The organism is Microbacterium sp. LMI12-1-1.1 (assembly GCF_040676455.1).
GTDB lineage: Bacteria > Actinomycetota > Actinomycetes > Actinomycetales > Microbacteriaceae > Microbacterium.
Genome location: NZ_JBEGIA010000015.1, coordinates 279,887 through 304,171, shown reverse-complemented (window position 1 = coordinate 304,171; position 24,285 = coordinate 279,887). Strand labels below are relative to the sequence as shown.

25 protein-coding genes and 2 tRNA genes are annotated in these 24,285 nt (G+C 70.4%); 11 read left to right on the top strand and 16 right to left on the bottom strand.

Annotated elements, in window-relative coordinates:
- Positions 1-88: 88 nt before the first annotated feature.
- Entirely contained in the window at positions 89-949 is an 861-nt protein-coding gene (locus MRBLMI12_RS15400; RefSeq protein ID WP_363357635.1) for an acyl-CoA thioesterase, read from the top strand.
- A 19-nt stretch (positions 950-968) separates the two neighbouring features.
- On the opposite strand, the gene MRBLMI12_RS15395 is transcribed toward MRBLMI12_RS15400, so the two are convergent.
- The 4 genes from MRBLMI12_RS15395 to ssb form a co-directional block, all read right to left on the bottom strand.
- Positions 969-1,490, bottom strand: coding sequence for an acyl-CoA thioesterase (locus MRBLMI12_RS15395; RefSeq protein ID WP_363357256.1), 522 nt, complete (start codon positions 1,488-1,490; stop codon positions 969-971).
- Complete coding sequence (gene ettA / locus MRBLMI12_RS15390; RefSeq protein WP_363357255.1) at positions 1,483-3,162, bottom strand: energy-dependent translational throttle protein EttA; 1,680 nt, start codon at positions 3,160-3,162, stop codon at positions 1,483-1,485. Before ettA ends, MRBLMI12_RS15395 begins: the two co-directional genes overlap by 8 nt.
- A 132-nt stretch (positions 3,163-3,294) precedes the next feature.
- The gene (locus MRBLMI12_RS15385; RefSeq protein WP_363357254.1) at positions 3,295-3,828 is read right to left on the bottom strand and encodes a DUF6993 domain-containing protein; all 534 of its coding nucleotides are present in this window, start codon (positions 3,826-3,828) and stop codon (positions 3,295-3,297) included.
- A gap of 42 nt (positions 3,829-3,870) precedes the next feature.
- Positions 3,871-4,413, bottom strand: a complete 543-nt coding sequence (gene ssb, locus MRBLMI12_RS15380) for a single-stranded DNA-binding protein (protein WP_363357253.1) — start codon at positions 4,411-4,413, stop codon at positions 3,871-3,873.
- 231 nt (positions 4,414-4,644) lie between these two features.
- Here ssb and MRBLMI12_RS15375 point away from each other — a divergent pair, with 231 nt between their 5' ends.
- The gene (locus MRBLMI12_RS15375) at positions 4,645-4,908 is read left to right on the top strand and encodes a hypothetical protein (protein ID WP_349427365.1); all 264 of its coding nucleotides are present in this window, start codon (positions 4,645-4,647) and stop codon (positions 4,906-4,908) included.
- A 23-nt stretch (positions 4,909-4,931) separates the two neighbouring features.
- On the opposite strand, the gene MRBLMI12_RS15370 is transcribed toward MRBLMI12_RS15375, so the two are convergent.
- On the bottom strand, positions 4,932-6,356 hold the full coding sequence (locus tag MRBLMI12_RS15370) for a PLP-dependent aminotransferase family protein (RefSeq protein ID WP_363357252.1): 1,425 nt from the start codon (positions 6,354-6,356) through the stop codon (positions 4,932-4,934).
- Positions 6,357-6,417: 61 nt separating this feature from the next.
- Between MRBLMI12_RS15370 and MRBLMI12_RS15365 the strand changes: the two genes are divergently transcribed.
- A complete protein-coding gene (locus tag MRBLMI12_RS15365) occupies positions 6,418-7,023 on the top strand; it encodes a YczE/YyaS/YitT family protein (RefSeq protein WP_363357251.1) in 606 nt (201 codons plus the stop codon).
- Positions 7,024-7,063: 40 nt separating this feature from the next.
- On the opposite strand, the gene MRBLMI12_RS15360 is transcribed toward MRBLMI12_RS15365, so the two are convergent.
- Positions 7,064-7,276: a methyltransferase gene (locus MRBLMI12_RS15360; RefSeq protein WP_363357250.1), complete on the bottom strand. Its 213-nt coding sequence runs from the start codon at positions 7,274-7,276 to the stop codon at positions 7,064-7,066.
- Positions 7,277-7,381: 105 nt separating this feature from the next.
- On the opposite strand from MRBLMI12_RS15360, the gene MRBLMI12_RS15355 reads away from it, so the two are divergent.
- The 6 genes from MRBLMI12_RS15355 (at position 7,382) to MRBLMI12_RS15330 (ending at position 9,466) form a co-directional block, all read left to right on the top strand.
- Positions 7,382-7,454 (top strand) — tRNA-Arg (locus MRBLMI12_RS15355).
- Positions 7,455-7,530: 76 nt separating this feature from the next.
- Positions 7,531-8,157, top strand: a complete 627-nt coding sequence (gene orn, locus MRBLMI12_RS15350; RefSeq protein ID WP_308867063.1) for an oligoribonuclease — start codon at positions 7,531-7,533, stop codon at positions 8,155-8,157.
- A 37-nt stretch (positions 8,158-8,194) separates the two neighbouring features.
- Positions 8,195-8,267, top strand: a tRNA-His gene (locus tag MRBLMI12_RS15345).
- A 61-nt stretch (positions 8,268-8,328) separates the two neighbouring features.
- Positions 8,329-8,676, top strand: coding sequence for a metallopeptidase family protein (locus MRBLMI12_RS15340; RefSeq protein WP_422656057.1), 348 nt, complete (start codon positions 8,329-8,331; stop codon positions 8,674-8,676).
- On the top strand, positions 8,676-8,975 hold the full coding sequence (gene clpS, locus MRBLMI12_RS15335) for an ATP-dependent Clp protease adapter ClpS (RefSeq protein ID WP_363357249.1): 300 nt from the start codon (positions 8,676-8,678) through the stop codon (positions 8,973-8,975). Before MRBLMI12_RS15340 ends, clpS begins: the two co-directional genes overlap by 1 nt.
- Complete coding sequence (locus MRBLMI12_RS15330; protein ID WP_363357248.1) at positions 8,972-9,466, top strand: DUF2017 family protein; 495 nt, start codon at positions 8,972-8,974, stop codon at positions 9,464-9,466. The genes clpS and MRBLMI12_RS15330 overlap by 4 nt, the downstream gene beginning before the upstream one ends.
- Positions 9,467-9,476: 10 nt before the next feature.
- Here the strand turns inward: MRBLMI12_RS15330 and MRBLMI12_RS15325 are convergent, their stop codons facing one another.
- From MRBLMI12_RS15325 to gatC, 6 genes are all read right to left on the bottom strand, one after another.
- Entirely contained in the window at positions 9,477-10,070 is a 594-nt protein-coding gene (locus MRBLMI12_RS15325) for a hypothetical protein (protein ID WP_349427358.1), read from the bottom strand.
- Positions 10,045-10,365, bottom strand: a complete 321-nt coding sequence (locus tag MRBLMI12_RS15320) for a hypothetical protein (protein WP_349427357.1) — start codon at positions 10,363-10,365, stop codon at positions 10,045-10,047. The genes MRBLMI12_RS15325 and MRBLMI12_RS15320 overlap by 26 nt, the downstream gene beginning before the upstream one ends.
- 87 nt (positions 10,366-10,452) lie before the next feature.
- A complete protein-coding gene (locus MRBLMI12_RS15315) occupies positions 10,453-11,715 on the bottom strand; it encodes a DNA polymerase IV (protein ID WP_363357247.1) in 1,263 nt (420 codons plus the stop codon).
- A gap of 102 nt (positions 11,716-11,817) precedes the next feature.
- The gene (gene gatB / locus MRBLMI12_RS15310; RefSeq protein WP_363357246.1) at positions 11,818-13,341 is read right to left on the bottom strand and encodes an Asp-tRNA(Asn)/Glu-tRNA(Gln) amidotransferase subunit GatB; all 1,524 of its coding nucleotides are present in this window, start codon (positions 13,339-13,341) and stop codon (positions 11,818-11,820) included.
- A complete protein-coding gene (gene gatA / locus MRBLMI12_RS15305) occupies positions 13,341-14,861 on the bottom strand; it encodes an Asp-tRNA(Asn)/Glu-tRNA(Gln) amidotransferase subunit GatA (protein ID WP_363357245.1) in 1,521 nt (506 codons plus the stop codon). Before gatA ends, gatB begins: the two co-directional genes overlap by 1 nt.
- An 11-nt stretch (positions 14,862-14,872) precedes the next feature.
- Positions 14,873-15,172, bottom strand: coding sequence for an Asp-tRNA(Asn)/Glu-tRNA(Gln) amidotransferase subunit GatC (gene gatC, locus MRBLMI12_RS15300; protein WP_349427353.1), 300 nt, complete (start codon positions 15,170-15,172; stop codon positions 14,873-14,875).
- Positions 15,173-15,232: 60 nt separating this feature from the next.
- Between gatC and MRBLMI12_RS15295 the strand changes: the two genes are divergently transcribed.
- Positions 15,233-16,933 carry a long-chain-fatty-acid--CoA ligase gene (locus MRBLMI12_RS15295; RefSeq protein ID WP_363357244.1) on the top strand — a complete coding sequence of 567 codons (1,701 nt, stop codon included), beginning with the start codon at positions 15,233-15,235 and terminating at the stop codon, positions 16,931-16,933.
- Positions 16,934-16,936: 3 nt separating this feature from the next.
- Here MRBLMI12_RS15295 and MRBLMI12_RS15290 read toward each other — a convergent pair whose 3' ends face one another.
- The 4 genes from MRBLMI12_RS15290 to MRBLMI12_RS15275 form a co-directional block, all read right to left on the bottom strand.
- The gene (locus tag MRBLMI12_RS15290) at positions 16,937-17,245 is read right to left on the bottom strand and encodes a YciI family protein (protein ID WP_349427351.1); all 309 of its coding nucleotides are present in this window, start codon (positions 17,243-17,245) and stop codon (positions 16,937-16,939) included.
- A 38-nt stretch (positions 17,246-17,283) separates the two neighbouring features.
- Entirely contained in the window at positions 17,284-19,671 is a 2,388-nt protein-coding gene (gene ligA, locus MRBLMI12_RS15285) for an NAD-dependent DNA ligase LigA (protein ID WP_363357243.1), read from the bottom strand.
- An 89-nt stretch (positions 19,672-19,760) separates the two neighbouring features.
- Entirely contained in the window at positions 19,761-20,858 is a 1,098-nt protein-coding gene (gene mnmA, locus MRBLMI12_RS15280; protein ID WP_363357242.1) for a tRNA 2-thiouridine(34) synthase MnmA, read from the bottom strand.
- A gap of 9 nt (positions 20,859-20,867) precedes the next feature.
- A complete protein-coding gene (locus tag MRBLMI12_RS15275; RefSeq protein WP_363357634.1) occupies positions 20,868-22,052 on the bottom strand; it encodes a cysteine desulfurase family protein in 1,185 nt (394 codons plus the stop codon).
- A 123-nt stretch (positions 22,053-22,175) separates the two neighbouring features.
- Between MRBLMI12_RS15275 and glgX the strand changes: the two genes are divergently transcribed.
- Positions 22,176-24,260: a glycogen debranching protein GlgX gene (gene glgX, locus MRBLMI12_RS15270; RefSeq protein ID WP_363357241.1), complete on the top strand. Its 2,085-nt coding sequence runs from the start codon at positions 22,176-22,178 to the stop codon at positions 24,258-24,260.
- The last annotated feature ends 25 nt before the right edge of the window (positions 24,261-24,285 follow it).

Genomic DNA, 24,285 nt, shown 5'->3' with positions numbered 1-24,285 from the left:
CTACCAACCGGACCTGCGGGCGGTGGCCGCCCCGGAGAGGAGCACCGTGGAAGCCGAGGCTGCGCCCGAGACCGATCCGGTCGCGTCGATGCTGTCGGTGATCGACTTGAGCGCCTCGGATGCCCGCACCACCGAGGACATCTTCACCGGGCAGTCGCAGTCGATGCCCCTCGGCCGGGTGTACGGCGGCCAGGTGCTGGCGCAGTCGATCGTCGCAGCGTCGCGGACGATCCCAGACGAGCGGATCGTGCACTCGATGCACGGGTACTTCCTCCGCCCCGGCGACTCGACGAAGGGCATCACCTTCTCGGTCGACCGCATCCACGATGGGCGCTCCTTCTCGACGAGGCGCACCCAGGCGTACCAGGAGGGCGTGCCGATCTTCTCGATGATCGCCTCGTTCCAGGACGAGGATCCCGGCCTCGACCACCACGAGCCGATGCCCGACGGGCTGCCGGCACCCGACGATCTCCCGGATGTCGAATCGCACCTCAGGGGCCTGCACCCGATGTCGAAGCGTCTGTTCACCGACCGGCCGGTCGACCTCCGCCACATCCCCGCTCCCATCTACATCGCGGCGGACCCCGAGCGCGCCCCGCGGCAGGCGGTCTGGATGCGCGTGCGACGACAGATCCCCGACAACCCCGCGACCCACCGTGCGGCGCTCGCCTACCTGAGCGACCTGACGATCCAGGAGTCGATCCTCCGCGCGCACGGCGTCTCGTGGGCGACACCCGGGCTCAAGGTCGCCAGCCTCGATCATGCGATGTGGTGGCACCGATTCGGCCGTGTGGACGAATGGATGCTGTACGTCCAGGAGTCGCCGAGCGCTCGCGGCGGCCGCGGCCTGGCGACCGGACGCATCTACGCCGCTGACGGCACGCTGCTCGCGAGCGTCGCACAGGAGATCATGGTCCGCGTCCCCGACGAGGCCGGGGCCACCGGCTGATCGACAGCCGGGCGTGGTGTCAGTGCCGGTGGGCGTAGACGATCGGCTCGCCGATGTACGGCCGCCAGGCGGACCGCTCCTCGGGACTGAGCCGGAGGGGGCGGCCGGACGCGGCGTCCACCTTCACGATCACCGTCGTGGCCCGCGCGTAGAGGGTCTGGCCATCGGCGCCCGTCTCGACGGGGCTTCGCACCTCGTAGCAGACCTCGATGCTCGAGCCGCCGAGCTTGCCGAACCACATCTGCACGTCGAGCGGATGCCGCTGGTACGGCACCGGCGCCAGGTATTCGATCTCCTGGCGGGCGATGAGCGTCAGCATGCCGCTGAAGATGCTGGAGTCGAGCACAGCGGTGTCGGGCGCGTCCTCCCCCGGCTCCGGGAGCCAGAACGCCCGCACGCGCGCCTCTTCGAGGAGCTTCAGCATGGAGGTGTTGTTGACGTGGTTGAACGCGTCGAGGTCGCCCCACCGCAGATGGATGGGGATGTGCAGGCGGCGGCCGCCTCCGTCGAGCGCAGCCGCCGCGTCGCGGGTGTCAGTCACGCGTGAGCTTGCGGTAGGCGGTGCGGTGCGGACGCGCGGCATCCGCACCCAGGCGCTCGATCTTGTTCTCCTCGTACGCCTCGAAGTTGCCCTCGAACCAGTACCACTTGTCGGGGTCCTCGTCGGTGCCCTCGTAGGCGAGGATGTGCGTCGCGATGCGGTCGAGGAACCACCTGTCGTGCGTGATGACCACGGCGCAGCCTGGGAACTCGAGCAGCGCGTTCTCGAGCGACTGCAGGGTCTCGACGTCGAGGTCGTTGGTCGGCTCGTCGAGGAGCAGGAGGTTTCCGCCCTCTTTGAGCGTCAGGGCGAGGTTCAGGCGGTTGCGCTCACCGCCCGACAGCACGCCGGCCTTCTTCTGCTGGTCGGGACCCTTGAAGCCGAACTTCGACACGTAGGCGCGGGACGGGATCTCGGTCTTGCCGACCGTGATGATGTCGAGCCCGTCCGACACGACCTCCCACAGCGTCTTGCTGGGGTCGATGTTCGAGCGAGACTGGTCGACGTAGCTGATCTTGACCGTCTCGCCGATCTTGAGGTCTCCGCCGTCGAGCGGCTCGAGGCCGACGATCGTCTTGAACAGGGTCGTCTTTCCCACGCCGTTCGGGCCGATGACGCCGACGATGCCGTTGGGCGGCAGGCTGAAGCTCAGCCCGTCGATGAGCGAGCGGCCGTCGAAGCCCTTCTGGAGCTTCTTCGCCTCGATGACGATGCTGCCCAGGCGCGGCCCGGGCGGGATCGAGATCTCCTCGAAGTCGAGCTTCCGCGTGCGGTCGGCCTCGGCCGCCATCTCTTCGTAGCGCGCCAGGCGCGCCTTGGACTTGGCCTGGCGCCCCTTCGCGTTCGAGCGCACCCAGTCCAATTCCTCGGCGAGACGCTTGGCGAGCTTCGCGTCCTTCTTGCCCTGGATCGCGAGACGCTCGCCCTTCTTCTCGAGGTACGTCGAGTAGTTGCCCTCGTAGCCGATCAGACGGCCGCGGTCGACCTCGGCGATCCACTCGGCGACGTTGTCCAGGAAGTACCGATCGTGGGTGATCGCGATGACGGCGCCGGGGTACTTCTGGAGGTGCTGCTCCAGCCACAGCACGCTCTCGGCGTCGAGGTGGTTGGTGGGCTCGTCGAGCAGCAGCAGGTCGGGCTTCTGGAGCAGCAGCTTGGTGAGCGCGACGCGGCGCTTCTCGCCGCCCGACAGGGGGCCGATTTCGGCGTCACCCGGGGGGGTGCGCAGAGCATCCATCGCCTGCTCGAGCTGGGAGTCGAGGTCCCACGCGTCGGCGGCGTCGATCTCCTCCTGCAGCACGCCCATCTCGGCCAGGAGCGCATCGAAGTCGGCATCGGGGTCGGCCATCAGGCCGGAGATCTCGTTGAAGCGGTCGACCTTCGCCTTGATCGCGATGCCGTCCTGGATGTTCTCCAGCACGGTCTTCGTCTCATCGAGCTCGGGCTCCTGCATGAGGATGCCCACGCTGAAGCCGGGGCTCAGCTTCGCCTCGCCGTTCGACGGCGTGTCGAGGCCGGCCATGATCTTGAGGATCGTGGACTTTCCGGCGCCGTTCGGACCGACCATGCCGATCTTCGCGCCGGGAAGGAACGCCATCGTGACGTCATCCAGGATCAGCTTGTCGCCGACGGCCTTTCGGGCGCGGACCATGGAGTAGATGTACTCAGCCATGCGGGTTTCTGCTCTCCTCGGACTTCAGACGTCAGCGTCCCAGCCTACCGGCCTCTCGGCGGGCGGACTCCCGGTCCGAACCCGCGGACGCCGGATCGTCGCAGTCCGGTGCGTCCTCCCCGAGGGCGGGCGTCACCAGTCGATGGGTCGTGTCTGGCCGACGAGGCAGGTTCCTTCTGCGAGAACCGGCACCACCACCGTGACCGGGTTTCCGGTCGCCGGGCCCACCTGACCGACGAGGCATTCGTCGCCCCACCGCACCGCGAACTGAATGCTCTCGGCGGGGTTGCCCACCGTCGTCTCGTCGTCGGTCACCTGCATCGCCGCCTTGTCGAAGCCGGCGGCCGCAAGTGCGTCCACGTAGGCGCGTCCGGCCACTCGGCCCTCGGACGCCCAGACGGCGGCGGTCACCGACGAGAACAGCGGCAGGTTGTCGGCCGCCGCACCGTCCACCACGAACGTCGGCTCGGGCGGGCTCGTCGGCGTCGAACTCGGGCTGGGCTGAGCTGTCGTCGCGGTGACGGTCGGCGACGACGACGACGGGTCGGGAACGGCTTCCGGGGCGCATGCCGTCAGTGCCGCGGCGAGCAGCGTCGCCGCGATCGCCGCTGCGACGGGACGGTGCCGGGCTTCGAAGCGAGCGCGGGGCGGGAGGTCTCGGGCCACGGGGAGAGTTTAGGGCCGCCCGCCTCACGCAGGCTGAACGCGTCAGAAGGGTGTCTCGTCGCCGTCGGCCGCCGAAGGGGAAGCGGATCCTGCCCCGACCAGCGCAGGATGCGCGTCCTGCCCCTCGGTACCCGACGAAGCGGAGTCGACGCCGGGCGCCGCCCACGCGTCCTCCTCCGCCCCCTGCGCCGGGCCGCGTGCGGCATCGATCGTCGCGCCTCGCGAACTCTTCACGAATGTCGTCGTCCCCCACCGGAGATCGTGACCGATCGCATCGGCATCGATCTCCACCGCCGTCCCCTTGCGGGTGCCGTTGTCCCAGTCGCGCACGCGCAGGTGGCCGGTCAGGATGACTCGGTCGCCCTTGTGGAGCGAGTGGTGGGCGTGCTCCGCGAGCGTGCGGTACGCCGACACCGTATAGAAGTTCGTGCCCACGTCCGACCACACGCCGGTATCACGGTCGTAGCGCCTCAGGGTCCTCGCGACGCGGAACGTCGTGATCACCACACCCGCCGGCGTCCGCTTCAGCTCAGGTGGTGTGGCCACATTCCCGGTGATCGTGATCGTGTCGCCTCTGTCGCTCATCTCGTATCCCGTCTCTCAGGCCGGGGAATCTCCCCGCTTGGGTACCGCCGGCGCCCCGTGCCCAAGACGCCGGCGGTGGTTCCAGCCTGGTCGGGCGCGTCGGCGCGCAGCACGAGCGAGCGACGATCTGGGGAGAGCCCGCGCCGGCGGGCGTCTGGGGAGGAATCGCCGGAATCCGGTGGCGCCAGGAATGTCGGAACCCGTAGATATGTTCGAGTCGAAGGAGGAATCATGTCGACCGTCATCGAAGCTGGATCATCCCTCGCACCTCGTCTCTCTTCGAACCCGCGCGTGCATCTCGTCGCTGCCGCACCCGCACTCTGGCGCGTGCTGGATCACGCGGGCGTGGTCATCGGTCACCTGCAGGAGGTTCCGCATCCGGGCGGCAGCCGGTTCCGAGCACGCCGCTTTCACGCGCCCTCCCACGCGTTTCGAGACCTCGGGGACTTCTGGAGCGCCGACGACGCGGTGGAGTGCCTGCGATTCGCGCGGTGAGCAGCCCGTACGGCGGGGGCTGCTCAGACGACCGCGTCGGCTCCCTCCGCGATCGACGACGGGGCGCCGGCCCGCACTGCACCCCATGCCTCGGCGAGCACGTGCGAGGCGCGCACCATCTCGTCCGGCGGGGCGGTGAAGGGCACCCGCAGGTGACGTTCATGGCCACCCTCGACCGAGAATCGCGGCCCGGCGCTGAGGAGCAGGCCGCGGGAGCGTGCCTGCATGACCAGTGCCGAGCTGAGCGGCGCACCGAGTTCGATCCACAGCGACACTCCCCCGTGGACGGCGGGGATGTCCCACGACGGCACGGCCGCGTGCAGCGCGGCCACGAGCGCGTCGCGCCCGGATCGCAGCAGCTGCGAGCGCTGCGTCACGATCTCGTCGAAGCGGCTCAGGAGGCGGGTCGCGATCGCCTGCTCGAACTCCGGCGTCCCCAGATCGTGCGCCGGCCGCGCCGCCACGAGCCTGCGGATGAGCTCGCCGTCGGCGCGCACCCAGCCGAGCCGCAGCCCGCCCCACACCGTCTTGCCGAGCGATCCCAGGCGCACGACCGTCCCGGGCTCCGAAGGCTCGAATCCCGGCATCAGAGGCCCGCGATCGATGTCGAGATCGGCCGTCGTCTCGTCGAGCACCAGCACGGAGCCCGAGCGCTCGCCCGCGACGAGCATCGCCTGCCGTTCCTGGGTGGTCATGCTGCGCCCGGTCGGATTCTGGAAGTCGGGCATGAGGTAGGCCATGACGGGGAGCGTGCGCGCGAACGCCTGCTCTGCGCGGTCGACGTCCCATCCGTCACCCGTCGTCACCGGGATCCCGACGAGCCGCGCGCCTCCGCGTCGGATCGCGTCCGCCGCGTGCGGATAGGTCGGCGTCTCCACGAGCACCCGATCGCCCCGCCCGATGAGCACCGACGAGACGAGATGGATCGCGCTCTGCGCACCCGTCGTCACCAGCACTTCATCCGGGTGCGTCGGTACGCCACGGTCCGTGTAGCGGCGCGCGATGGCCTCACGAAGCTCGATACGTCCGAGCACGTCGTATCCGACGCGCGACACCAGGGACGAGGCGCTCGCCGCCGTCTCCGCCATGATGCCCGCCAGCCCGGGCCACGCGGGTGGGCTGGCCTGCTGCAGATCGATCATGCCGTCCACCGCGTCGACGCGGCCCGGATCGCGGCGTCCGAGGGGCAGGGTGACGCTGCCCGATCCCCGCAGGCTGGCTATGTGGGCGGTGTCGCGGAGACTGCGATACGCGGCCGCGACGGTGCTGCGACTGACATGGAGCGCACTCGCCAATTCCCGTTCGGCAGGAAGCGCCGTGCGCGGCGCGAGCCGGTTGTCGAGGCACAGCAGGCGGATGCCGTCTGCCAACGCCTCGTACGCGGGCTCTCTCGTGCGCCATCCGCCGAGAGATGCCGCCAGGGCGCGCGCTGAGACCCGAGAATCCATGGGGCCAGCGTAGTCACATTGGACTGCATGGCACATGCCAATCATGAGATTGGATGGAGCCATGCCCCGCCGTGTCCTCCAGCTGCTCGTCGGCTTGTTCCTCTACGGAGCAGGCTGCGCCCTCACCGTGCAGGCGGGACTGGGCGTCGATCCGTGGACCGTGTTCGCGCAGGGGCTGTCGGTGCGAACGGGGGTCGGCATCGGCTGGATCACCAACGTCGTGGGCTTCTTCGTGCTGCTGCTGTGGATCCCGCTGCGCCAGAAGCCCGGTGTCGGAACCGTCGCGAACATCCTGCTCGTCGGCACCAGCATGCAGCTCGTGATCGGCATCGTCCCGCCCGTGACCGGATTCGCCGCGCAACTCGCGACGCTGCTGGGCGGCATCCTGCTCGTCGCGATCGCCTCAGGTCTCTACATCGGTGCCCGTTTCGGTCCGGGCCCGCGCGATGGGCTCATGACCGGCATGAACGCGCGACTGGGCTGGCCGATCTGGCTCTGCCGTGCGCTCGTGGAGCTGTCCGTTCTGCTCATCGGCTGGCTGCTCGGCGGCACGGTCGGCATCGGGACGGTGCTCTTCGCGGTGCTGATCGGCCCGCTCGTGCACCTCGCACTGCCCCTGCTCGACACCGGCCGGCGCCCCGCGGCGGTGGCGGAGCAAGCCGCCTGACCCTCGCGAGCCGGAGCGGACGGCGCTCCGAGAACCGCGCTCAGTGCTCGCGGAACAGCGGCCAGTCGCTTCCCGGGGCCATCCGCGAATGCAGCGCGCTCTTCGCGATCTCCATGGTCGGATACGTGCCCGCCGAGTTATCGGCCCCGGCCATCGTCACCGTGTAGCCGTCGTCGTCCTTGCGGATGCTGCCGGCCACACCTGATGCGCCATAGGCGACCCAGAGCGGGTGGTGCGTCTCTGTGGTGCTCATCGTGAACTCCTCTCGATGCCTCCGATGCCGACGCTACGCCGAGCAGGCTCGATCCACCAGCGTCCGCGACGGCGTGGTGCGACCCGGTAGTGTGGAAATACCTTTCCCTCCGTAGCTCAGGGGACAGAGCGAGCGGTTTCTACCCGCAAGGTCGGGGGTTCGAATCCTCCCGGAGGGGCAACGGGTCCGGCGTGGGAGCCGGAACTCGGGTCCGGGCCCGTGGGATGTCTGGACATGCGATAAGGATGGAGCACATGGTGGGTGCATCCGAGAACGACCGTCTGGTGTGGATCGACTGCGAGATGACCGGGCTCGATCTCGGCGTCGACGAACTGGTGGAGATCGCCGTCGTCGTCACCGATTTCGAGCTGCGACCGCTCGATGCGGGCTTCGACGTCGTGATCAAGCCGGACGATTCGGCGATGGCGAACATGAACGAATTCGTGACGAACATGCATCGTTCGTCGGGGCTGCTGGACGAGATCCCGCACGGCGTGAGCCTGGCGGATGCCGAGTTCCAGGTTCTGGAGTACATCCAGCGCTTCGTCCCGCTCGAGGGAAGGGCGCCGCTGGCGGGGAACACCATCGGCACCGACCGCATGTTCCTCGCCAAGTACATGCCGCGCGTCGACCGCTGGCTGCACTACCGGAACGTCGACGTGTCGAGCATCAAGGAGCTCGCGCGGCGGTGGTACCCCCGCGCGTACATCCACGCTCCGGCGAAGGACGGCGGCCACAGGGCGCTCGCCGACATCCTCGAATCCATCCGCGAACTCGCGTATTACCGCCAGGCGGTCTTCGTTCCCGAGCCCGGCCCGACGAGCGACGGCGCGCGCGCCGCAGCCGCTGCCGTCGTGTCGTCGTTTGCCCCAGAGGTGTGAGAGAATCGTCTGGTTGCCCGCTCAGGCGGGAGACATGGTGGGTATAGCTCAGTTGGTAGAGCGCTGGCTTGTGGTGCCGGATGTCGCGGGTTCGAGTCCCGTTACTCACCCCGATTCCGGTCGAATGGGGCGCGTATCCGCGCCCCATTCGCGTCGAGGCGGGGCATCATGATGGAGATGGATGCCGCGACCTTCGAGCTACTCGTGACCGATGAGCTGGATGCACTCCCCGACGACATGGTGGAGGGCCTCGACAACGTCGTCTTCGTCGTCGAAGACCGCCCCGAGGACGGCAGCCTCGATCTGCTCGGGCTCTACGACGGCTGGGCGCTGACCGAGCGAGAGCGGTACGGAGTCGGCGAGCTGCCGGACCGGATCATCGTCTACCGCGAGCCGCATCTGGCAGTCTGCGACGACGAGGACGAGCTGCGTGATGAGGTGCACACGACTCTCGTGCACGAGATCGCCCACTTCTACGGGATCGACGACGACCGTCTGCACGAGCTGGGGTGGGCGTGATGACACCCGTCGCCCTCCCCTCCACCGATCACGACGTGGATCTCGCAGCCCACGTCGACCCGGCGCGCCCCTGGCAGACCGTCGTCTGGGACGACCCGGTCAACCTGATGAGCTATGTCACACACGTCTTCCGCGAGTACTTCGGGCTCCCGCGCGCCGAGGCGGAGCGCCTCATGCTCGCCGTGCACAACGAGGGCCACGCGGTCGTCGCGCAGGGGCCGCGGGAGCAGATGGAGCTGCACGCTCAGGCGATGCACGACTACGGCCTGTGGGCGACCGTTCGGCAGGAGCCCGCATGAGCGATCGTGTCGTGGTGATGGAGATCACCCGTCTGGAGGCCGCGCATCTCGCCGGCCTGGTGGGTCAGTTCGCCGAGCTGCTGCGTGATTCCGCTCCCGAGGACGGCGATCCCGCTCTCGAGCGGCTCGTGCCCTCCGCCTACTCCGACGATGACGACGCCGCCAGGGAATTCCGCGCACTCACGCAGTCCGATCTGCTCGACCGGCGCGCCGCCGACGCATCCGACGTCCTCGCGTCGCTCCAGGAGGCGGCGACGATCCCCGAGGATCCCGAAGACCCGGCGCTGCTCGAACAGGTCGAGATCCGGCTCGGACCTGCCACGGCACGCGCGTGGCTGCGCACTCTCGCGGCGGTCCGGCTGGTCCTCGCCACGCGTCTCGGAGTGGTGGACGAGGACGATCACGACGCCACCGATCCGCGCTTCGGCATCTACGACTGGATCGGCTACCGGCTGGACGGCCTCGTCAACGCCCTCGACACCGACGGCTGACTGACCGGCCTCAGGGCACGGGGAAGACGAGGGTGGCCAGGCGCATGGGATCATCGCGTGCGACGTGCCGCTGCTCCTGGCGCGCCCAGCGATCCCAGTGCGGGCGGTAGGCGTCGCCGTCGCGGGCGAGCGCACGCTGCTTGCGTGACGCCGCGGGCGATTCGAGCCACACCCGCACGTCACCGAGCCGTGCTGTCGCCGGCGTCAGCAGTCCAGCACCCTCGACGATGAGCGGCAGCGACGGATCGACCGCGTGCGCCTCAGCCGGCTCTCCGACGGTCCAGTCCCAGCGCTGCCAGACGCCCAAGAGACCTCGCGCATGGGGTGTCAGGATCAGCTCCCGCGCCAGCTCGACGCCGTCGTCCAGACCGTCCCAGCCCGGGTACAGCGAATCGAGCGCGACGACCTGCACACGCCCTCGCAGCGGCCACCGCGCGACGAGCGCGCGTGCCAATGAGGACTTGCCGGCACCGCTGCGACCGTCGATCAGGACGACGGGATTGGATGCCGATACCGCCGCGATCGCCTCGTTGATCCGGTCGACCGCGATCGCGAGCGAGTTGCCGACCGCGTCCGTGCTACTTCTTGATGGTGCGGATGACACGGCTGAGCGCGCGGCCGGCGAAGAAGACGAACGGGACCGCGACGGCCAGCAGCGCGATGAGGTTCGGCTCGAAGCGAAGGTCATCCCCACGGCGGATGTAGGCGCCGACGGGGATCGCCCAGCCGCCCCCTCCGCCGCCGCCGTTGCCGGCCTCGTCGGAGCCGCCGCCGAAGCCGGACCACGTCAGTGCGACCGGGATGATGCGGACGCCGTCGACGTCCTGCTGCTCCCCGTATGCGCTCTTCACGCCGAAAGAGGCGGACTGCTTGCCGAGTTCGAGTGCGATGTTGGGCATGGGTCAACGGTAGCGGGCCCAGGCGTCCCGGCACACCCGCTGCGACAACACAGGCAGTCTCGGCGTGCCGAACCGATTTCGGCGGCGTCAGCCCTGGTCCAGGCGCGGCGCGGGCGGACTCGTCGGGATGGTGCCGCCGCCGCGCGTGCCGAGCAGCGTGGCGCGTGTGACGGCACCACGGCCGAACTTCGCCGTCGCCCCGTCGAGAGCATCCTCGATGCGCCGCCATCCCTCGTCGTCGTCCCACAGCGTCGGCGCGGCGGCGCCGGAGGCGCGCAGCTTCTCCGCGCGAACGCCGATCAGCCGCACGGGGAGCGCGCGCTCGAGCGAGCCGAAGAGCTCGAGGGCGGCGTCCCCGATCCGCTGGCCCACGGCCGTCGGCTCCATGAGCGTCTGGGAGCGGGAGATAGTCGTGAAGTCGGCGAAGCGCACCTTGATCGCCACGGTCGACGCCTCCCAGCCGTTGCCACGCAGCCGCGCGCCCACCCGGTCGGCCAGACGGCGCAGCTCGGAACGCAGGATCGCCGTGTCTGCGATGTCGTCGTGGAACGTCTCCTCGTGGCCCACGCTCTTCTCGACGCGGCGGGTGTCCACCTCGCGGGCATCGATGCCTCGCGCCAAATGCCACACGCGGTCGCCCATCGCGGGGCCCAGCGCACGATCGAGGAGATCGCGAGGTGCCTCGAGCACGTCGGCGATGGTGCGGATGCCACGGTTCTCGAGCGCCTCCGAGGCCTTCGGACCGACGCCCCACAGCGCGCGCACCGACCTCGGGGCGAGGAACGCCGCCGTGTCGGCCTCCGCGATGATGAGGAGCCCGTCGGGCTTGCTGATGGTGGAGGCCATCTTCGCGACGTGCTTCGTCGCGGCGGCTCCGATGCTGCAGGTGAGCCCCGTCTCATCGAGCACTCGCTGGCGGAGCATGTGCGCGATCCGCCCGGGGCTCCCCCACAGTCGGCGCGCCCCGCGCACGTCGAGGAACGCCTCGTCGATCGACAGCGGCTCGACGAGCGGCGTGACGTCGCGGAAGATCCGCATCACCTGCGACGACATCTCGACGTACCGCTCGAAATGGGGAGGGACGACGATCGCCGTCGGGCACAGCCGGAGCGCCTGGCCGACCGGCATCGCCGATCGCACGCCGAAGCGACGCGCCTCGTACGAGGCGCTGGACACGACGGACCGGCTCTCGGGGGCGCCGATGATGATCGCCTTGCCCCGCAGCGAAGGGTCGTCGAGTTGCTCGACCGACGCGTAGAACGCATCCATGTCGACATGCAGGATGCCGGCGCCGGTGTCGTCAGCGTTCTCGGGCGAGACGAGACGCCCGGATCCGTCACCACGCCCCATGTCGTCCATTCTCGCAGCAGCCGCCGACATCGACACGAGAGGGCGGACCCGCCCGGGTCCGCCCTCTCAGGTCCGATCAGGTGCATGCACCCGGATCAGCGCCTACGAGCCGGTCGCACTCGCACGTTCGAGGACGAGCTCACGCACGCGTGCGGCATCCGCCTGTCCCTTCATCGCCTTCATGACGGCGCCGATGACCGCCCCCGCCGCCTGCACCTTGCCGTCGCGGATCTTCGCGAGCACGTCGGGCTGCGAGGCGAGCGCCTCGTCGATCGCTGCGATGAGGGCGCCGTCGTCCGAGACCACGGCGAGCCCGCGGGCATCGACGACCTCCTGCGGGGAGCCCTCGCCGGCGATGACGCCCTCGAGCACCTGGCGCGCGAGCTTGTCGGTGAGCGTGCCGGCATCGACGAGCGCCTGGAGCGCAGCGACGTCGGCGGGAGTCGCCAGCTCGGACGCCTCACGTCCCTGCACCTTGGCGATGCGGGCGATCTCGCCGGTCCACCACTTGCGAGCGGTCGCCGGCGACGCGCCGGCTGCGACAGTCGCCTCGATCTCGGGCAGGATGCCGCTGTTCGCCGCGTCCTGGAACTCGAGGTCGGTGAAGCCCCACTCGGTCTTCAGACGACGACGGCGTGCGGCAGGCGGCTCGGGAAGCGCCGCGCGGAGCTCTTCGATCAGCTCGACCGGAGGCGCGACCGGAAGCAGGTCGGGCTCCGGGAAGTAGCGGTAATCATCGGCATCCGACTTCGGCCGACCGGGCGACGTGGTGCCGGTGTCCTCGTGCCAGTGCCGGGTCTCCTGGGTGATCGTGCCGCCCGCCGCGAGGATCGCGGCCTGGCGCTGGATCTCGTAGCGCACGGCGCGCTCCACCGACCGCATCGAGTTGACGTTCTTCGTCTCGGTGCGCGTGCCGAGCTTCTCCTGGCCGCGGGGGCGCAATGAGACGTTCGCGTCACAGCGGAGGTTGCCGCGCTCCATGCGCGCCTCCGAGATGCCCAGCGAGATCACGATGTCGCGGATCGTCGCGACGTAGGCCTTCGCGATCTCGGGGGCACGGTGCTCCGCCCCGAAGATCGGCTTGGTGACGATCTCGACGAGCGGGACACCCGCACGGTTGTAGTCGACGAGCGAGTACTCAGCGCCCTGGATGCGGCCGGTGGAGCCGCCGACGTGCGTCAGCTTGCCGGCGTCCTCTTCCATGTGCGCACGCTCGATGGGCACCGTGATGATCTCGCCGTCGGCGAGCTCGATGTCGACGGATCCCTCGAAGGCGATCGGCTCGTCGTACTGCGAGATCTGGTAGTTCTTGCCGAGGTCGGGATAGAAGTAGTTCTTCCGGGCGAACCGGCTCGACGGGGCGATCGAGCAGCCGAGTGCGAGACCCAGGCTGATCGAGTAGCGCACCGCGGTCTCGTTGACCACCGGGAGCGCACCCGGTAGGCCCATGTCGACCGGTGCCACGAGCGTGTTCGGCTCGGCGCTGTGGTTCGCGGAGTTCGCGGGGTTCGCTGCCGCCGAGAACATCTTGGTCTCGGTGTTGAGCTCGACGTGCACCTCGAACCCGAGCACCGGCTCGAACAGCTCGAGCGCCTTGTCGAAGTCCATCAGCTTGTCCTTCGCCATCAGCGGACGCCTCCGTTCGCGCCGAGCACCGGCGCCCTGTCCAGGAGCGGTCCGCCCCACGAGTCGACGAGCAGGGCTTCGAGCGCCGCACCCACGCGGTACAGCCGCGCGTCCTCGTGCGCCGGCGCGAGGAACTGGATGCCGACGGGAAGACCGTCCTCGGATGCGAGCCCCGAAGGGATCGAGATGCCCGGGACACCGGCGAGGTTCGCCGGGATCGTCGTCACGTCGTTGAGGTACATCTGCAGCGGGTCGTCGATCTTCTCCCCCAGCCGGAACGCCGTGGTCGGCGCCGACGGCGTCGCGATGACGTCGACCTGCGCGAACGCCTCGGCGAAATCGCGCTGGATGAGGGTGCGCACCTTCTGAGCCGAACCGTAATAGGCGTCGTAGTACCCCGCCGACAGCGCGTAGGTGCCCAGGATGATGCGGCGCTTCACCTCGTCGCCGAAGCCGGCGTCGCGGGTCTTCGCCATGACGTCCTCGACGGTGCCGCCCGGCACGTCGACACGCAGGCCGAAGCGCACGGAGTCGAACTTCGCGAGGTTGCTGGATGCCTCCGCCGGGAGGATCAGGTAGTACGCCGCGACACCGTACTCGAAGTGCGGTGCGCTGATCTCGACGATCTCGGCGCCCTGTGCCTCCATCGCCGCCAGCGCGGCGCGGAACGACTCCGACACGCCGGCCTGGAAGCCGCTGTCGGGCAGCTCGCGGATCACGCCCACCTTGAGGCCCTTGAGCACCTGACCGGTGACGCCCTCGCGGGCGGCGCCGGCGAACGACGGCCAGTCGTGGGCGAGCGAGGTCGAGTCGTGCGGGTCGTGTCCGCCGATCACGTCGTGCAGGAGCCCGGCGTCGAGCACGGTCCTGGTCACGGGACCGACCTGGTCGAGGCTCGAGGCGAGAGCGATCGCGCCGTAGCGGCTGACGCCGCCGTAGGTGGGCTTGATGCCCACCGTCCCGGTCACGTGCGCGGGCTGGCGGATCGAGCCGCCGGTGTCGGATCCGAGCGCGAGGGGCGCCTCGAACGCGGCGACCGCGGCCGCCGAGCCGCCGCCCGAGCCGCCGGGGATGCGGGTGAGATCCCACGGGTTGCGGGTCGGACCGTACGCCGAGTGCTCGGTCGACGATCCCATGGCGAACTCGTCCATGTTGGTCTTGCCGAGCGGGACGAGGCCGGCCGCGCGGGAACGCGCGACGACGGTCGCGTCGTAGGGCGACATGTAGCCCTCGAGGATCTTCGAGCCGCTCGTCGACGGCATGTCCGTCGTCACCAGGACGTCCTTGATGGCGAGCGGCACGCCGGCGAGCGGGCCGAGATCCTCACCGGCCGCACGGCGGCGGTCGATGTCGGCCGCCGCGTCGAGCGCGTGCTCGTTGACGTGGAGGAAGGCGTGGACGTCGGCATCCACCGCCGCGATGCGGTCGAGGTGCGCCTGCGTCGCCTCGACGCTGGACACCTCGCGGGCGGCGAGCTTGTCTGCGAGCGCGGCGGCGCTCAGCTTCGTGAGATCGGTCACGGTGGGGCCCCTTACTGCTCTTCGCCGAGGATCGCTGTCACGCGGAACCGGCCGTCTGCGGCATCGGGCGCGTTCTGCAGCACCTGCGCGGGCGTCAGCAGGTCTCCCGGAACGTCCTGCCGGAACACGTTCTCGAGCGGGATCGGGTGGCTGGTGGCGGCGACGTCGGGTGTGGCGACCTCGGAGACCTTGGCGATGTTGTCGACGATCGCGTCGAGCTGACCGGTCAGGCGCTCGACCTCCTCGTCGCTCAGCTGGATCCGGGCGAGCACACCGAGATGGCGCACGAGATCGGGGGTGATTTCAGACACCCCTCCAGCCTACCGGGGCCGCGCCCCTGGCCCACGGCGGCCCCGGCGTAGGCTGATCGCGTGACGACCTACGACCCGCCGCGCCCCTGGATCGCCAGCTACGCCGAAGGCGTCCCGGAGGACCTCGCGCCCGTGACAGGCTCCCTCGTCGACATCGTCGACGCGTCGGCGCGCGACTATCCGGATGCCGCTGCCCTGCAGTTCTTCGGGCGCGAGACGTCCTACCGCTCGCTGCACGAGCAGATCGAGCGCGCGGCCGCGGGGCTCCGAGAGCTCGGCGTGAAGGCGGGCGACCCCGTCGCGATCGTCCTGCCGAACTGCCCGCAGCACATCGTCGCGTTCTACGCGATCCTGCGACTCGGGGCGGTCGTCATCGAGCACAACCCGCTGTACACGCCGCGTGAGCTCCGCAAGCAGTTCGAGGATCATGGTGCGAAGCACGCGATCGTGTGGACCAAGGTCGTGGCCAGTGTGCAGGAGTTCCCCGCGGACCTGGCCGTGACCAGTCTCGTCTCCGTCGACGTGATCAAGGCCATGCCGTTCGGCACGCGGGTCGCGCTCCGGCTGCCCGTCGCGAAGGCGCGCGAGTCGCGGGAGGCGCTGAGCGCGCGCGTGTCGGGCACGGTCGCGTGGGAGCAGGTCGTGGGCAGCGCCCCGCTGCCGGCATCCCACCCGCGCCCCGGGACGGATGACCTGGCCCTCATCCAGTACACGAGCGGAACCACGGGCACGCCCAAGGGCGCGGCGCTGACGCACCGCAATCTGCTCTCCAACGCCGCGCAGGCGCGGGCATGGGTCCCGTCGATCGTGCGCGGCGACGGCTGCGTGGTGTACGCCGTGCTGCCGATGTTCCACGCCTACGGGCTCACACTGTGCCTCACGTTCGCGATGTCGATGGGCGCACGGCTGGTGCTGTTTCCCCGCTTCGACCCCGACATGGTGCTGGAGGTCACCAAGAAGCATCCCGCGACCTTCCTGCCGCTGGTGCCGCCCATCGCAGATCGGCTGCTCAAGGCCGCGCGCGAGAAGGGAGTGTCGCTCGCCGGCACAGAGGTCGCGATCTCCGGGGCGATGGCCCTGCCGCACGAACTCGTCGTGCCGTTCGAAGCGGCTTCCGGCGGCTTCCTCGTCGAGGGATACGGGCTGAGCGAGTGCTCGCCGGTGCTCATGGCGAACCCGGTCGCCGACAATCGCGTGCCCGGCACGGTCGGGCTGCCGCTGCCCGGCACCGAGTGCCGTGTCGTGGATCCCGACGACCCGACGCAGGATGTCCCCGCGGGCGGGCGAGGCGAGCTCGTCGTGCGCGGCCCGCAGGTCTTCGGCGGATACTACGGCAAGCCCGAGGAGACGGAGGCGGTCTTCACCGACGGCTGGTTCCGAACGGGCGACATCGTCACCATCGACGAGGCGGGATTCGTGCGCATCGTCGACCGGATCAAGGAGCTCATCATCACGGGCGGCTTCAACGTCGCGCCGACCGAGGTCGAGAACGCTCTACGCCAGCATCCGCAGGTCGAGGACGCGGCGGTCGTCGGCCTGCCCAGCGACCGCTCGGGCGAGGAGGTCGTCGCCGCGATCGTCGTCGGGCAGGGTGAGGAGATCGATGTCGAGGCCGTGCGCGAGTTCGCCCGCGGCATCCTGACGCCGTACAAGGTGCCCCGCAGGATCTACGTCGTCGACGAGCTTCCGAAGTCCCTCATCGGCAAGGTGCTGCGCAGGCAGGTCCGCGACCGCCTGCTCACCTTGAACGCGGGAGCCTGACGCTCACTCGTCCAGTCCGTCGCGGGCCACCGCGACCCGGTACGGGTGCACCGTCGCGAGGAACACGCCTGCCGCGACGGCGGGGTCGGCGTGCATGATCTCGCGCGCCGCCGCTTCGTCGTCAGCCTCGAAGATGGTGATGCCGAACGTGCCTTCCGCCTCTTGCGTCCGCCCGGCGAGGATCAGGACGCCGCGATCGCGCAACGCGACGAGGTACGCGAAGTGATCCCCGACGATCCGCTGCTCGTCGGCAGTCGGATCGCTCACCATCGCGGGCCGTGAGGGAGCGATGCGATACAGCCACTGCGCCATGCCGCCATCATCCCAGTCGCGCGCCGCGACCGCACGGGTCAGCCGGCGTCGGCGGAGGCCCCGTCGAGCGCCTCGGGCCCCTGCGTGACCAGGACGTGGAACTGCGCGGCGTCGAGGATCCGGATGCCGAGCTCCTCCGCCTTCGCGAGCTTGGATCCCGCTCCCGGGCCTGCGGCGACGAAGTCGGTCTTCTTCGACACGCTCGAGGCCGCCTTGCCGCCGGCCTTGAGGATGGCCTCCTGGGCCGCCTCGCGACTGTAGCCCTCGAGTGATCCGGTCGCGACGACCGTGATCCCGTCGAGCACTCCCCCGGCATCGGTCGCGGCGCCCGGGCCGGGGTGTCCCGGTGTGGCCAGCTGGGCGCCCGCTGCCGCCCAGCGCTCGACGATCTCGCGGTGCCAGTCGACCTCGAACCAGTCGAGGAGCGAGTCGGCGATGATGCCGCCGACGCCCTCGACCCCCGCGAGCTCGTCGCGCGACGCGGTGCGGATCGCCTCGACCGAGCCGAACCACTGCGCAAGAGCACGGGCTGCGACGGGACCGACGTGCCGGATGTTCAGGGCGACCAGGAACCGCCACAGCTCCTTGGTCTTCGCTCGCTCGAGCTGATCGATGAGCGTCAGCGCCTGCGCCGAAGGCTGGGCACCGGTGAGCCCGGCCTTCTTCTCGGCCTGCGTCGGGTTGCGGCGGAAGGGCGAGCGCCGCACGACGGCGCCGCTCTTCTCGTCGATGCGCGGTTCCCCGGTCTCGGCGTCGCGGACGACCACCTCGATCGGCACGAGCTGCTCGACGGTGAGCTCGAACAGGGTCGCCTCGGTCTCGAGCGGCGGCACGTCCGGGACCGACGGCTGGGTCAGCGCCGCCGCCGTGACCTCTCCCAGCGCCTCGATGTCGAGCGCGCCTCGCGAGCCGATGTGCTCGACGCGGCCGCGCACCTGTGCCGGGCAGGCGCGCGTGTTCGGGCAGCGCAGATCGATGTCGCCCTCCTTGGCCGGCGCCAGTCGCGAGCCGCACTCGGGGCACACCTCGGGCATCACGAACTCGCGCTCCGTGCCGTCGCGCAGCTCGACGACGGGACCGAGGATCTCGGGGATGACGTCGCCCGCCTTGCGGAGCACCACGGTGTCGCCGATCAGCACGCCCTTCGCGCGGACGACGTCCTGATTGTGCAAAGTCGCCTGCCGCACCACGGACCCCGCGACGCGCGCGGGCGCCATGACCGCGAAAGGCGTCGCGCGTCCGGTGCGGCCGACGGAGACGACGATGTCGAGCAGCTTGGTGTTGACCTGCTCCGGCGGGTACTTGTACGCGATCGCCCACCGCGGAGCACGACTCGTCGCGCCCAGCTCATCGTGCAGCGCCAGCTCGTCGACCTTCACGACGACGCCGTCGATCTCGTGCTCGACGTCATGACGGTGCTCGCCGTAGTGGGCGACGAAGTCCAGCACGCCGTCGATGTCGTCGGCGGTGCGGAAGTACGGGCTCGTCGGCAGTCCCCAGTCCGCGAGCAGCGCGTAGATCTCGCTCTGGGAGTCGACCGGGGGCCGGCTCCACGCGCCGATGCCGTGGACGAACAGCCGGAGGGAATCCAGACGTGCCTGCCCCGCCTCGCGCTCGAGGCCGTCCTTCTTGTCGAGCTGCTGACGCAGGCCTCCCGAGGCCGCGTTCCGCGGGTTCGCGAACGAGGGGAACCGCCGCTCGGCGCTCAGCCGGGCCTTAGCCTCGTCGAACGCGCGGCTGCGCGCACGGGTCTCGTCGACCGCGCGATCGCGCATGGCGGCCTGAAGAGCGTTGAGCTGTGCGAACGCGGCGACCGGGATGAACACCTCGCCCCGGACCTCCACGATCTCGGGGTGCCCGCTGCTGTCCAGTCGCTGCGGGATGCCGGCGACGCGGATGGCGTTCACCGTCACGTCCTCGCCGATCCGGCCGTCGCCGCGGGTGGCGGCGGAGGTCAGCACGCCACGCTCGTAGCGCAGGCTGATCGCCAGTCCGTCGATCTTGAGCTCGGTGAGCCAGCGCACCCGCCGGCCGGCCGACGCCTCGGCCTTGAGACACCACTCCCGCAGCTCGTCGAGGCTGAACACGTTGTCGAGGCTCAGCATCCGCTCGGCGTGCTCGACGGGCGCGAACATCGAGCTCTCGGCCGCGCCGACCGTCTGCGTCGGCGAGTCCTGACTCTGCAGCTCGGGATGGAGCCGCTCGAGCTCCTCGAGCCGGTGCATCCAGCCGTCGTACGTCGCGTCGTCGACGAGCTCGGCGTTGCGGCCGTAGTAGGCGTCGCGCGCGCCGAGGATGCGCTCGGTCAGAGCCTCGGCCTCGGCTCGGGAGGCGTCGAGACCTGCATCGGCGGCCAGCCCCCCATCGGCGGCGAGGGCGGTCGGCGCGTCGAGCGGCGCGGTGGCTGGCGTACCGAGGTCATCCATCACCACGCCAGTCTAGGAGCGGGCTCCGACAGCACGCAGGCTCGACGGGCAGCACAAGGCCGGCCGGCGGCGTCCGCCGCCGCGTGCGTTCATGCGTCTGCGGGGACCGCCGACACGGTGCGGTCGATGGTGAACTGGCCGATCACCCGCGTGCCGTCGTACAGCACCGCGGTCTGCCCCGGGGCGACGCCGTCGAAGGGCGTCTCGGGGACCACCGTCAGCAGCCCGGCCGCCAGCGTGGCGGTCGCGGGCACCGGATCGGCGTGCGCGCGGATCTGCACATGGCAGGCGAAGTCGCCCGCCTCCTGTGGACGCCCGGCCCAGGAGAAGCGCTCACCGGCGATCTCCGCGGTCGCGAGGGCCTCCTTGGGGCCGACGACCACCGTGTTGGAGACCGGGCGCACCTCGAGCACGAACCGCGGCTTGCCGTCGGGTGCGGGCACGCCGAGCTGCAGGCCCCTGCGCTGGCCGACCGTGAACGCGTGAGCCCCATCGTGCGAACCGACGACGGCCCCCGTGCGATCCAGGATGTCGCCTCGCTCGGCGCCCACCTTGTCGGCGAGCCAGCCGCGCGTGTCGCCGTCCGGGATGAAGCAGATGTCGTGGCTGTCGGGTTTGTGCGCGACGGTGAGGCCGCGCTCCGCGGCCTCGGCCCGCACGAGCGCCTTGGACGGCGTCGCCCCGAGCGGGAAGTAGGTGTGGGCGAGCTGCTGCGCGTTCAGCACGCCGAGCACGTAGGACTGGTCCTTCGCCGCATCCGAGGCCCGGTGCAGCTCGAGGCCTTCCGCGCCGTCGACGAGCGTGGCGTAGTGACCGGTGCACACCGCGTCGAATCCCAGCTCCAGCGCCCGCTCGAGCAGTGCGGCGAACTTGATCTTCTCGTTGCACCGCATGCACGGGTTGGGCGTCCGGCCGGCGCGGTACTCGGCCACGAAGTCGTCGATGACGTCGTCGCGGAAGCGCTCGGAGAAGTCCCACACGTAGAACGGGATGCCGAGCCGATCGGCCGCGCGCCGCGCATCCATGGCGTCCTCGATGGTGCAGCATCCGCGGCTGCCGGTGCGCAGCGTTCCGCCGGCGCGCGAGAGCGCCAGGTGCACGCCGACGACCTCGTGCCCCGCCTCGACGGCACGGGCGGCCGCGACAGCGGAGTCCACTCCGCCGCTCATGGCCGCAAGGATTCGCATGGGTCCAGTCTACGAACCCGGAGCTGACCGGGACCCGGATGCCGCGCGCGCCCGCTCGACGACACCGGGGAGGGCGGCGAGCACCGCGTCGATGTCGCCGTCGACAGTGGTGCGGCCGAGCGTGAACCGCAGCACCTGGCGCGCCTCGGCATCCGTCCGCCCCATCGCGAGCACGACGTGCGACGGCTCGGGAACTCCCGCCTGACACGCGGACCCCGTGGATACCGCGATCCCGGCGAGGTCGAGCAGGAACAGCAGGGTCTCCCCCGACGCGCCGGGGAACAGCACGTGGGCATTGCCGGGGATCCTGTCGACGGGATGGCCGAGCATCTCGGCGTCCGGGATGCTGCGACGGATGCCGCTCACGAGCCGATCCCGCAACGCTCCGAGGCGCACCGCCTCGGCTTCCTGCTCGTCCCGCGCGGCTTCGGCAGCCACGGCGAAGGCCGCCGCACCGGCCACGTCCTGGGTGCCGGCGCGCAGGCGCCGCTGCTGACCGCCGCCGTGCTGCAGCGGCGCCAGTTCGGCGCCGCGGGCGACCACCAGCGCTCCGACGCCCGTCGGCCCGCCGATCTTGTGAGCCGAGACGCTGAGGGCCGCGAGCCCGGCGCGACCCTGTGCGTCGCCGCGCCAGCCGCGGAAGGACACCGGCACGTGCCCGAACGCGGCGACCGCATCGAGGTGCAGCGGCACGCCGGCCTCAGCGGCCGCGGCGGACAGCGCCGCGGCGTCGTTGATCGACCCCGCCTCGTTGTTGGCGACGATGGCCGTGGCGACCGCGGCCCCCGGCAGCGCCGCGGAGAACTCGGCGAGTCGGATGCGGGCGGTGGCGTCGATGCCGACGTGCCGCAGGCGTGCGCCCTGCGCCTCGAGCCATTCGACCGCGTCGAGAGTGGCATGGTGTTCGCCGTCCGGCAGCACGACGGCATCCGCATCGGCCGGACGCGCCCACCACAGGCCCTTGGCCGCCAGGTTCACGGCCTCGGTGCCGCCGGATGTGAAGACGATCTCGATCGGGTCGGCCTCGATCACCGCTGCCAGGCGCTCGCGCGCCTCCTCGAGCACGCGGCGTGCGCGCTGGCCCGCGCCATGGATCGACGAGGCGTTGCCGACCGCGGCAGCGGCATCGAGCCATGCGTCGCGCGCCTCCGGACGCAGCGGTGCGGTCGCGGCGTGGTCGAGATAGATCTGCACGTCGCTCATGACCGCTCGGCCTCCTTCACGATCGCCTTGCCCGGCAGGTGCTTCCGAGTCCCGTGGACCGCGGAACCGGGTCTCGTAACAAGTCCGACTCGGACCATGGTTATGGTAGTCCGCATGGTCAGCCCGGAGTCCGTCCTCTCGCCCCCAGCCGCGGGGCTGCTCAGCCCGCAGCTCGATGGGCTGGGCGTCGTTCTGCTCCCCGACGGCGGCCGCCTGCGGGTGTGGTCGGGCGCAGCGGATGCCGTCGACCTCGTCGTCTTCGACGACACCGACCTCGACTGGATCACGGCGACCGAGCCCCTCGCCCCGATCGGCGGTGGCGTGTGGGAGATCTCGACTCCGCTGCTGCGGCCGGGCACACGGTACGCGATCCGCGTCGACGGCCCCCAGGGAGCCGGCAACACGTTCAACCGGGGCACGCTCCTGCTCGACCCGTACGCCCGCGGCCTCGAGCGCACCGGCTACGACGGCTGGCGGTCGGCCGTCGTCGAGGGATCGTTCGACTGGGGCGGCGTATCCAAGCCCGCTGTCCCGATGGACCGCACCGTCCTCTACGAGGGCCACCTCAAGGGCCTGTCGAAGCGGCATCCCGATGTTCCGGGGAGCCTGCGCGGCACGTATGCCGGGCTCGCTCACCCCGCGATGGTGCAGCATTTCCTGGACCTCGGCGTGACGAGCATCGAGCTCCTGCCGGTCCACGCGTTCGCGACCGAGCCGCGGCTGCTCCAGCACGGTCTCGCGAACTACTGGGGCTACAACTCCCTCGGCTTCTTCGCGCCCCACGGCGCGTACGCCACCGAGGAGGCCCGCCGCCAGGGACCCGAGGCGGTCCTCCGCGAATTCAAGGGGATGGTCCGGCTCCTCCACGAGGCCGGGCTCGAGGTGATCCTCGACGTCGTCTACAACCACACGGCGGAAGAGGGCATCGGCGGCCCACGCTCGAGCCTGCGCGGCATCGACAACCGCGCGTACTACCGCCAGCAGGACGACGGGGTCTACATCGACGTCACGGGGTGCGGCAATTCGCTGGACACCTCGACGGATGCCGCGGCCCGCCTGGTGCTCGACTCGCTGCGGTACTGGGCGAACGACGTGCAGGTCGACGGGTTCCGATTCGATCTCGCCGCAACGCTCGGCCGCGACGAGACGCACGCCTTCACCCCGGAGCACCCGCTTCTGCGCGCCATCGTGGACGACCCCGCACTGGCCGGTGTCAAGAAGATCGCAGAGCCCTGGGACGTCGGCATGGGCGGCTGGCAGACCGGCAACTTCGGAGACGGCTGGAGCGAGTGGAACGACCGCTACCGCGACCGCGTCCGCAACTTCTGGCTGAGCGACGTCGACTACGCGCGGCGCGCCTCGACCTCGCCCGTCGGCATCGGCGGCTTCGCCAACCGGCTCGCCGGGTCGGCGAACACGTTCGCCGACGAGCGCGGCCCTCTCGCCGGCGTCAACTTCGTGACGGCGCACGACGGTTTCACACTGCGCGATCTCGTCTCGTACGACGTCAAGCACAACTTCGGCAACGGCGAGCACAACCGCGACGGCGCCGACACGAACCGCTCCTTCAACCACGGCGCCGAAGGGCCGACCGACGATCTGGGGATCCTCGCCACGCGACGCAAGGCGATGCGCAATCTCCTCGGCACGCTGCTGCTGTCGGCCGGCGTGCCGATGCTGACCGCGGGCGACGAGTTCGCACGCACGCAGCGCGGCAACAACAACGCGTACTGCCACGACTCGGTCCTCACCTGGCTGTCGTGGGAGCACGCCCCCTGGCAACGCGACCTGTACGCGCACGTGCGGCATCTGCTGCGGCTGCGGCGAGAGAACCCGGCCCTGCGCCCCGGCCGCTTCGCGCGCCTCGGCGAACGCACGCCTTCGGCATCCGTCATGGAGTGGTACGACGAGCGCGGTGAGACCATGTCGCTCGAGCGGTGGACCGATCCCGCGCACCGCACGCTTCAGTACGTGGCGGCGTCCACACCGGAGTTCGAGGGGTTCAACCGCGTGCTCCTCATGGTCCACGGCACCGAGCGTCCGACCACGGTCACACTTCCCGACGTGGAGGGAGTGACGAGCTACGTCTCGCTGTGGTCGAGCGCCGACGAGACGCCCTCCGAGCTCATGCCGACCTTCGCGCCGGGCGACACCGTCGCGCTGCCCGGCACTTCGATGCGCCTCTTCCGTGCCGAGTAGACCGGAAGCGGTGAGCCGGCCGACG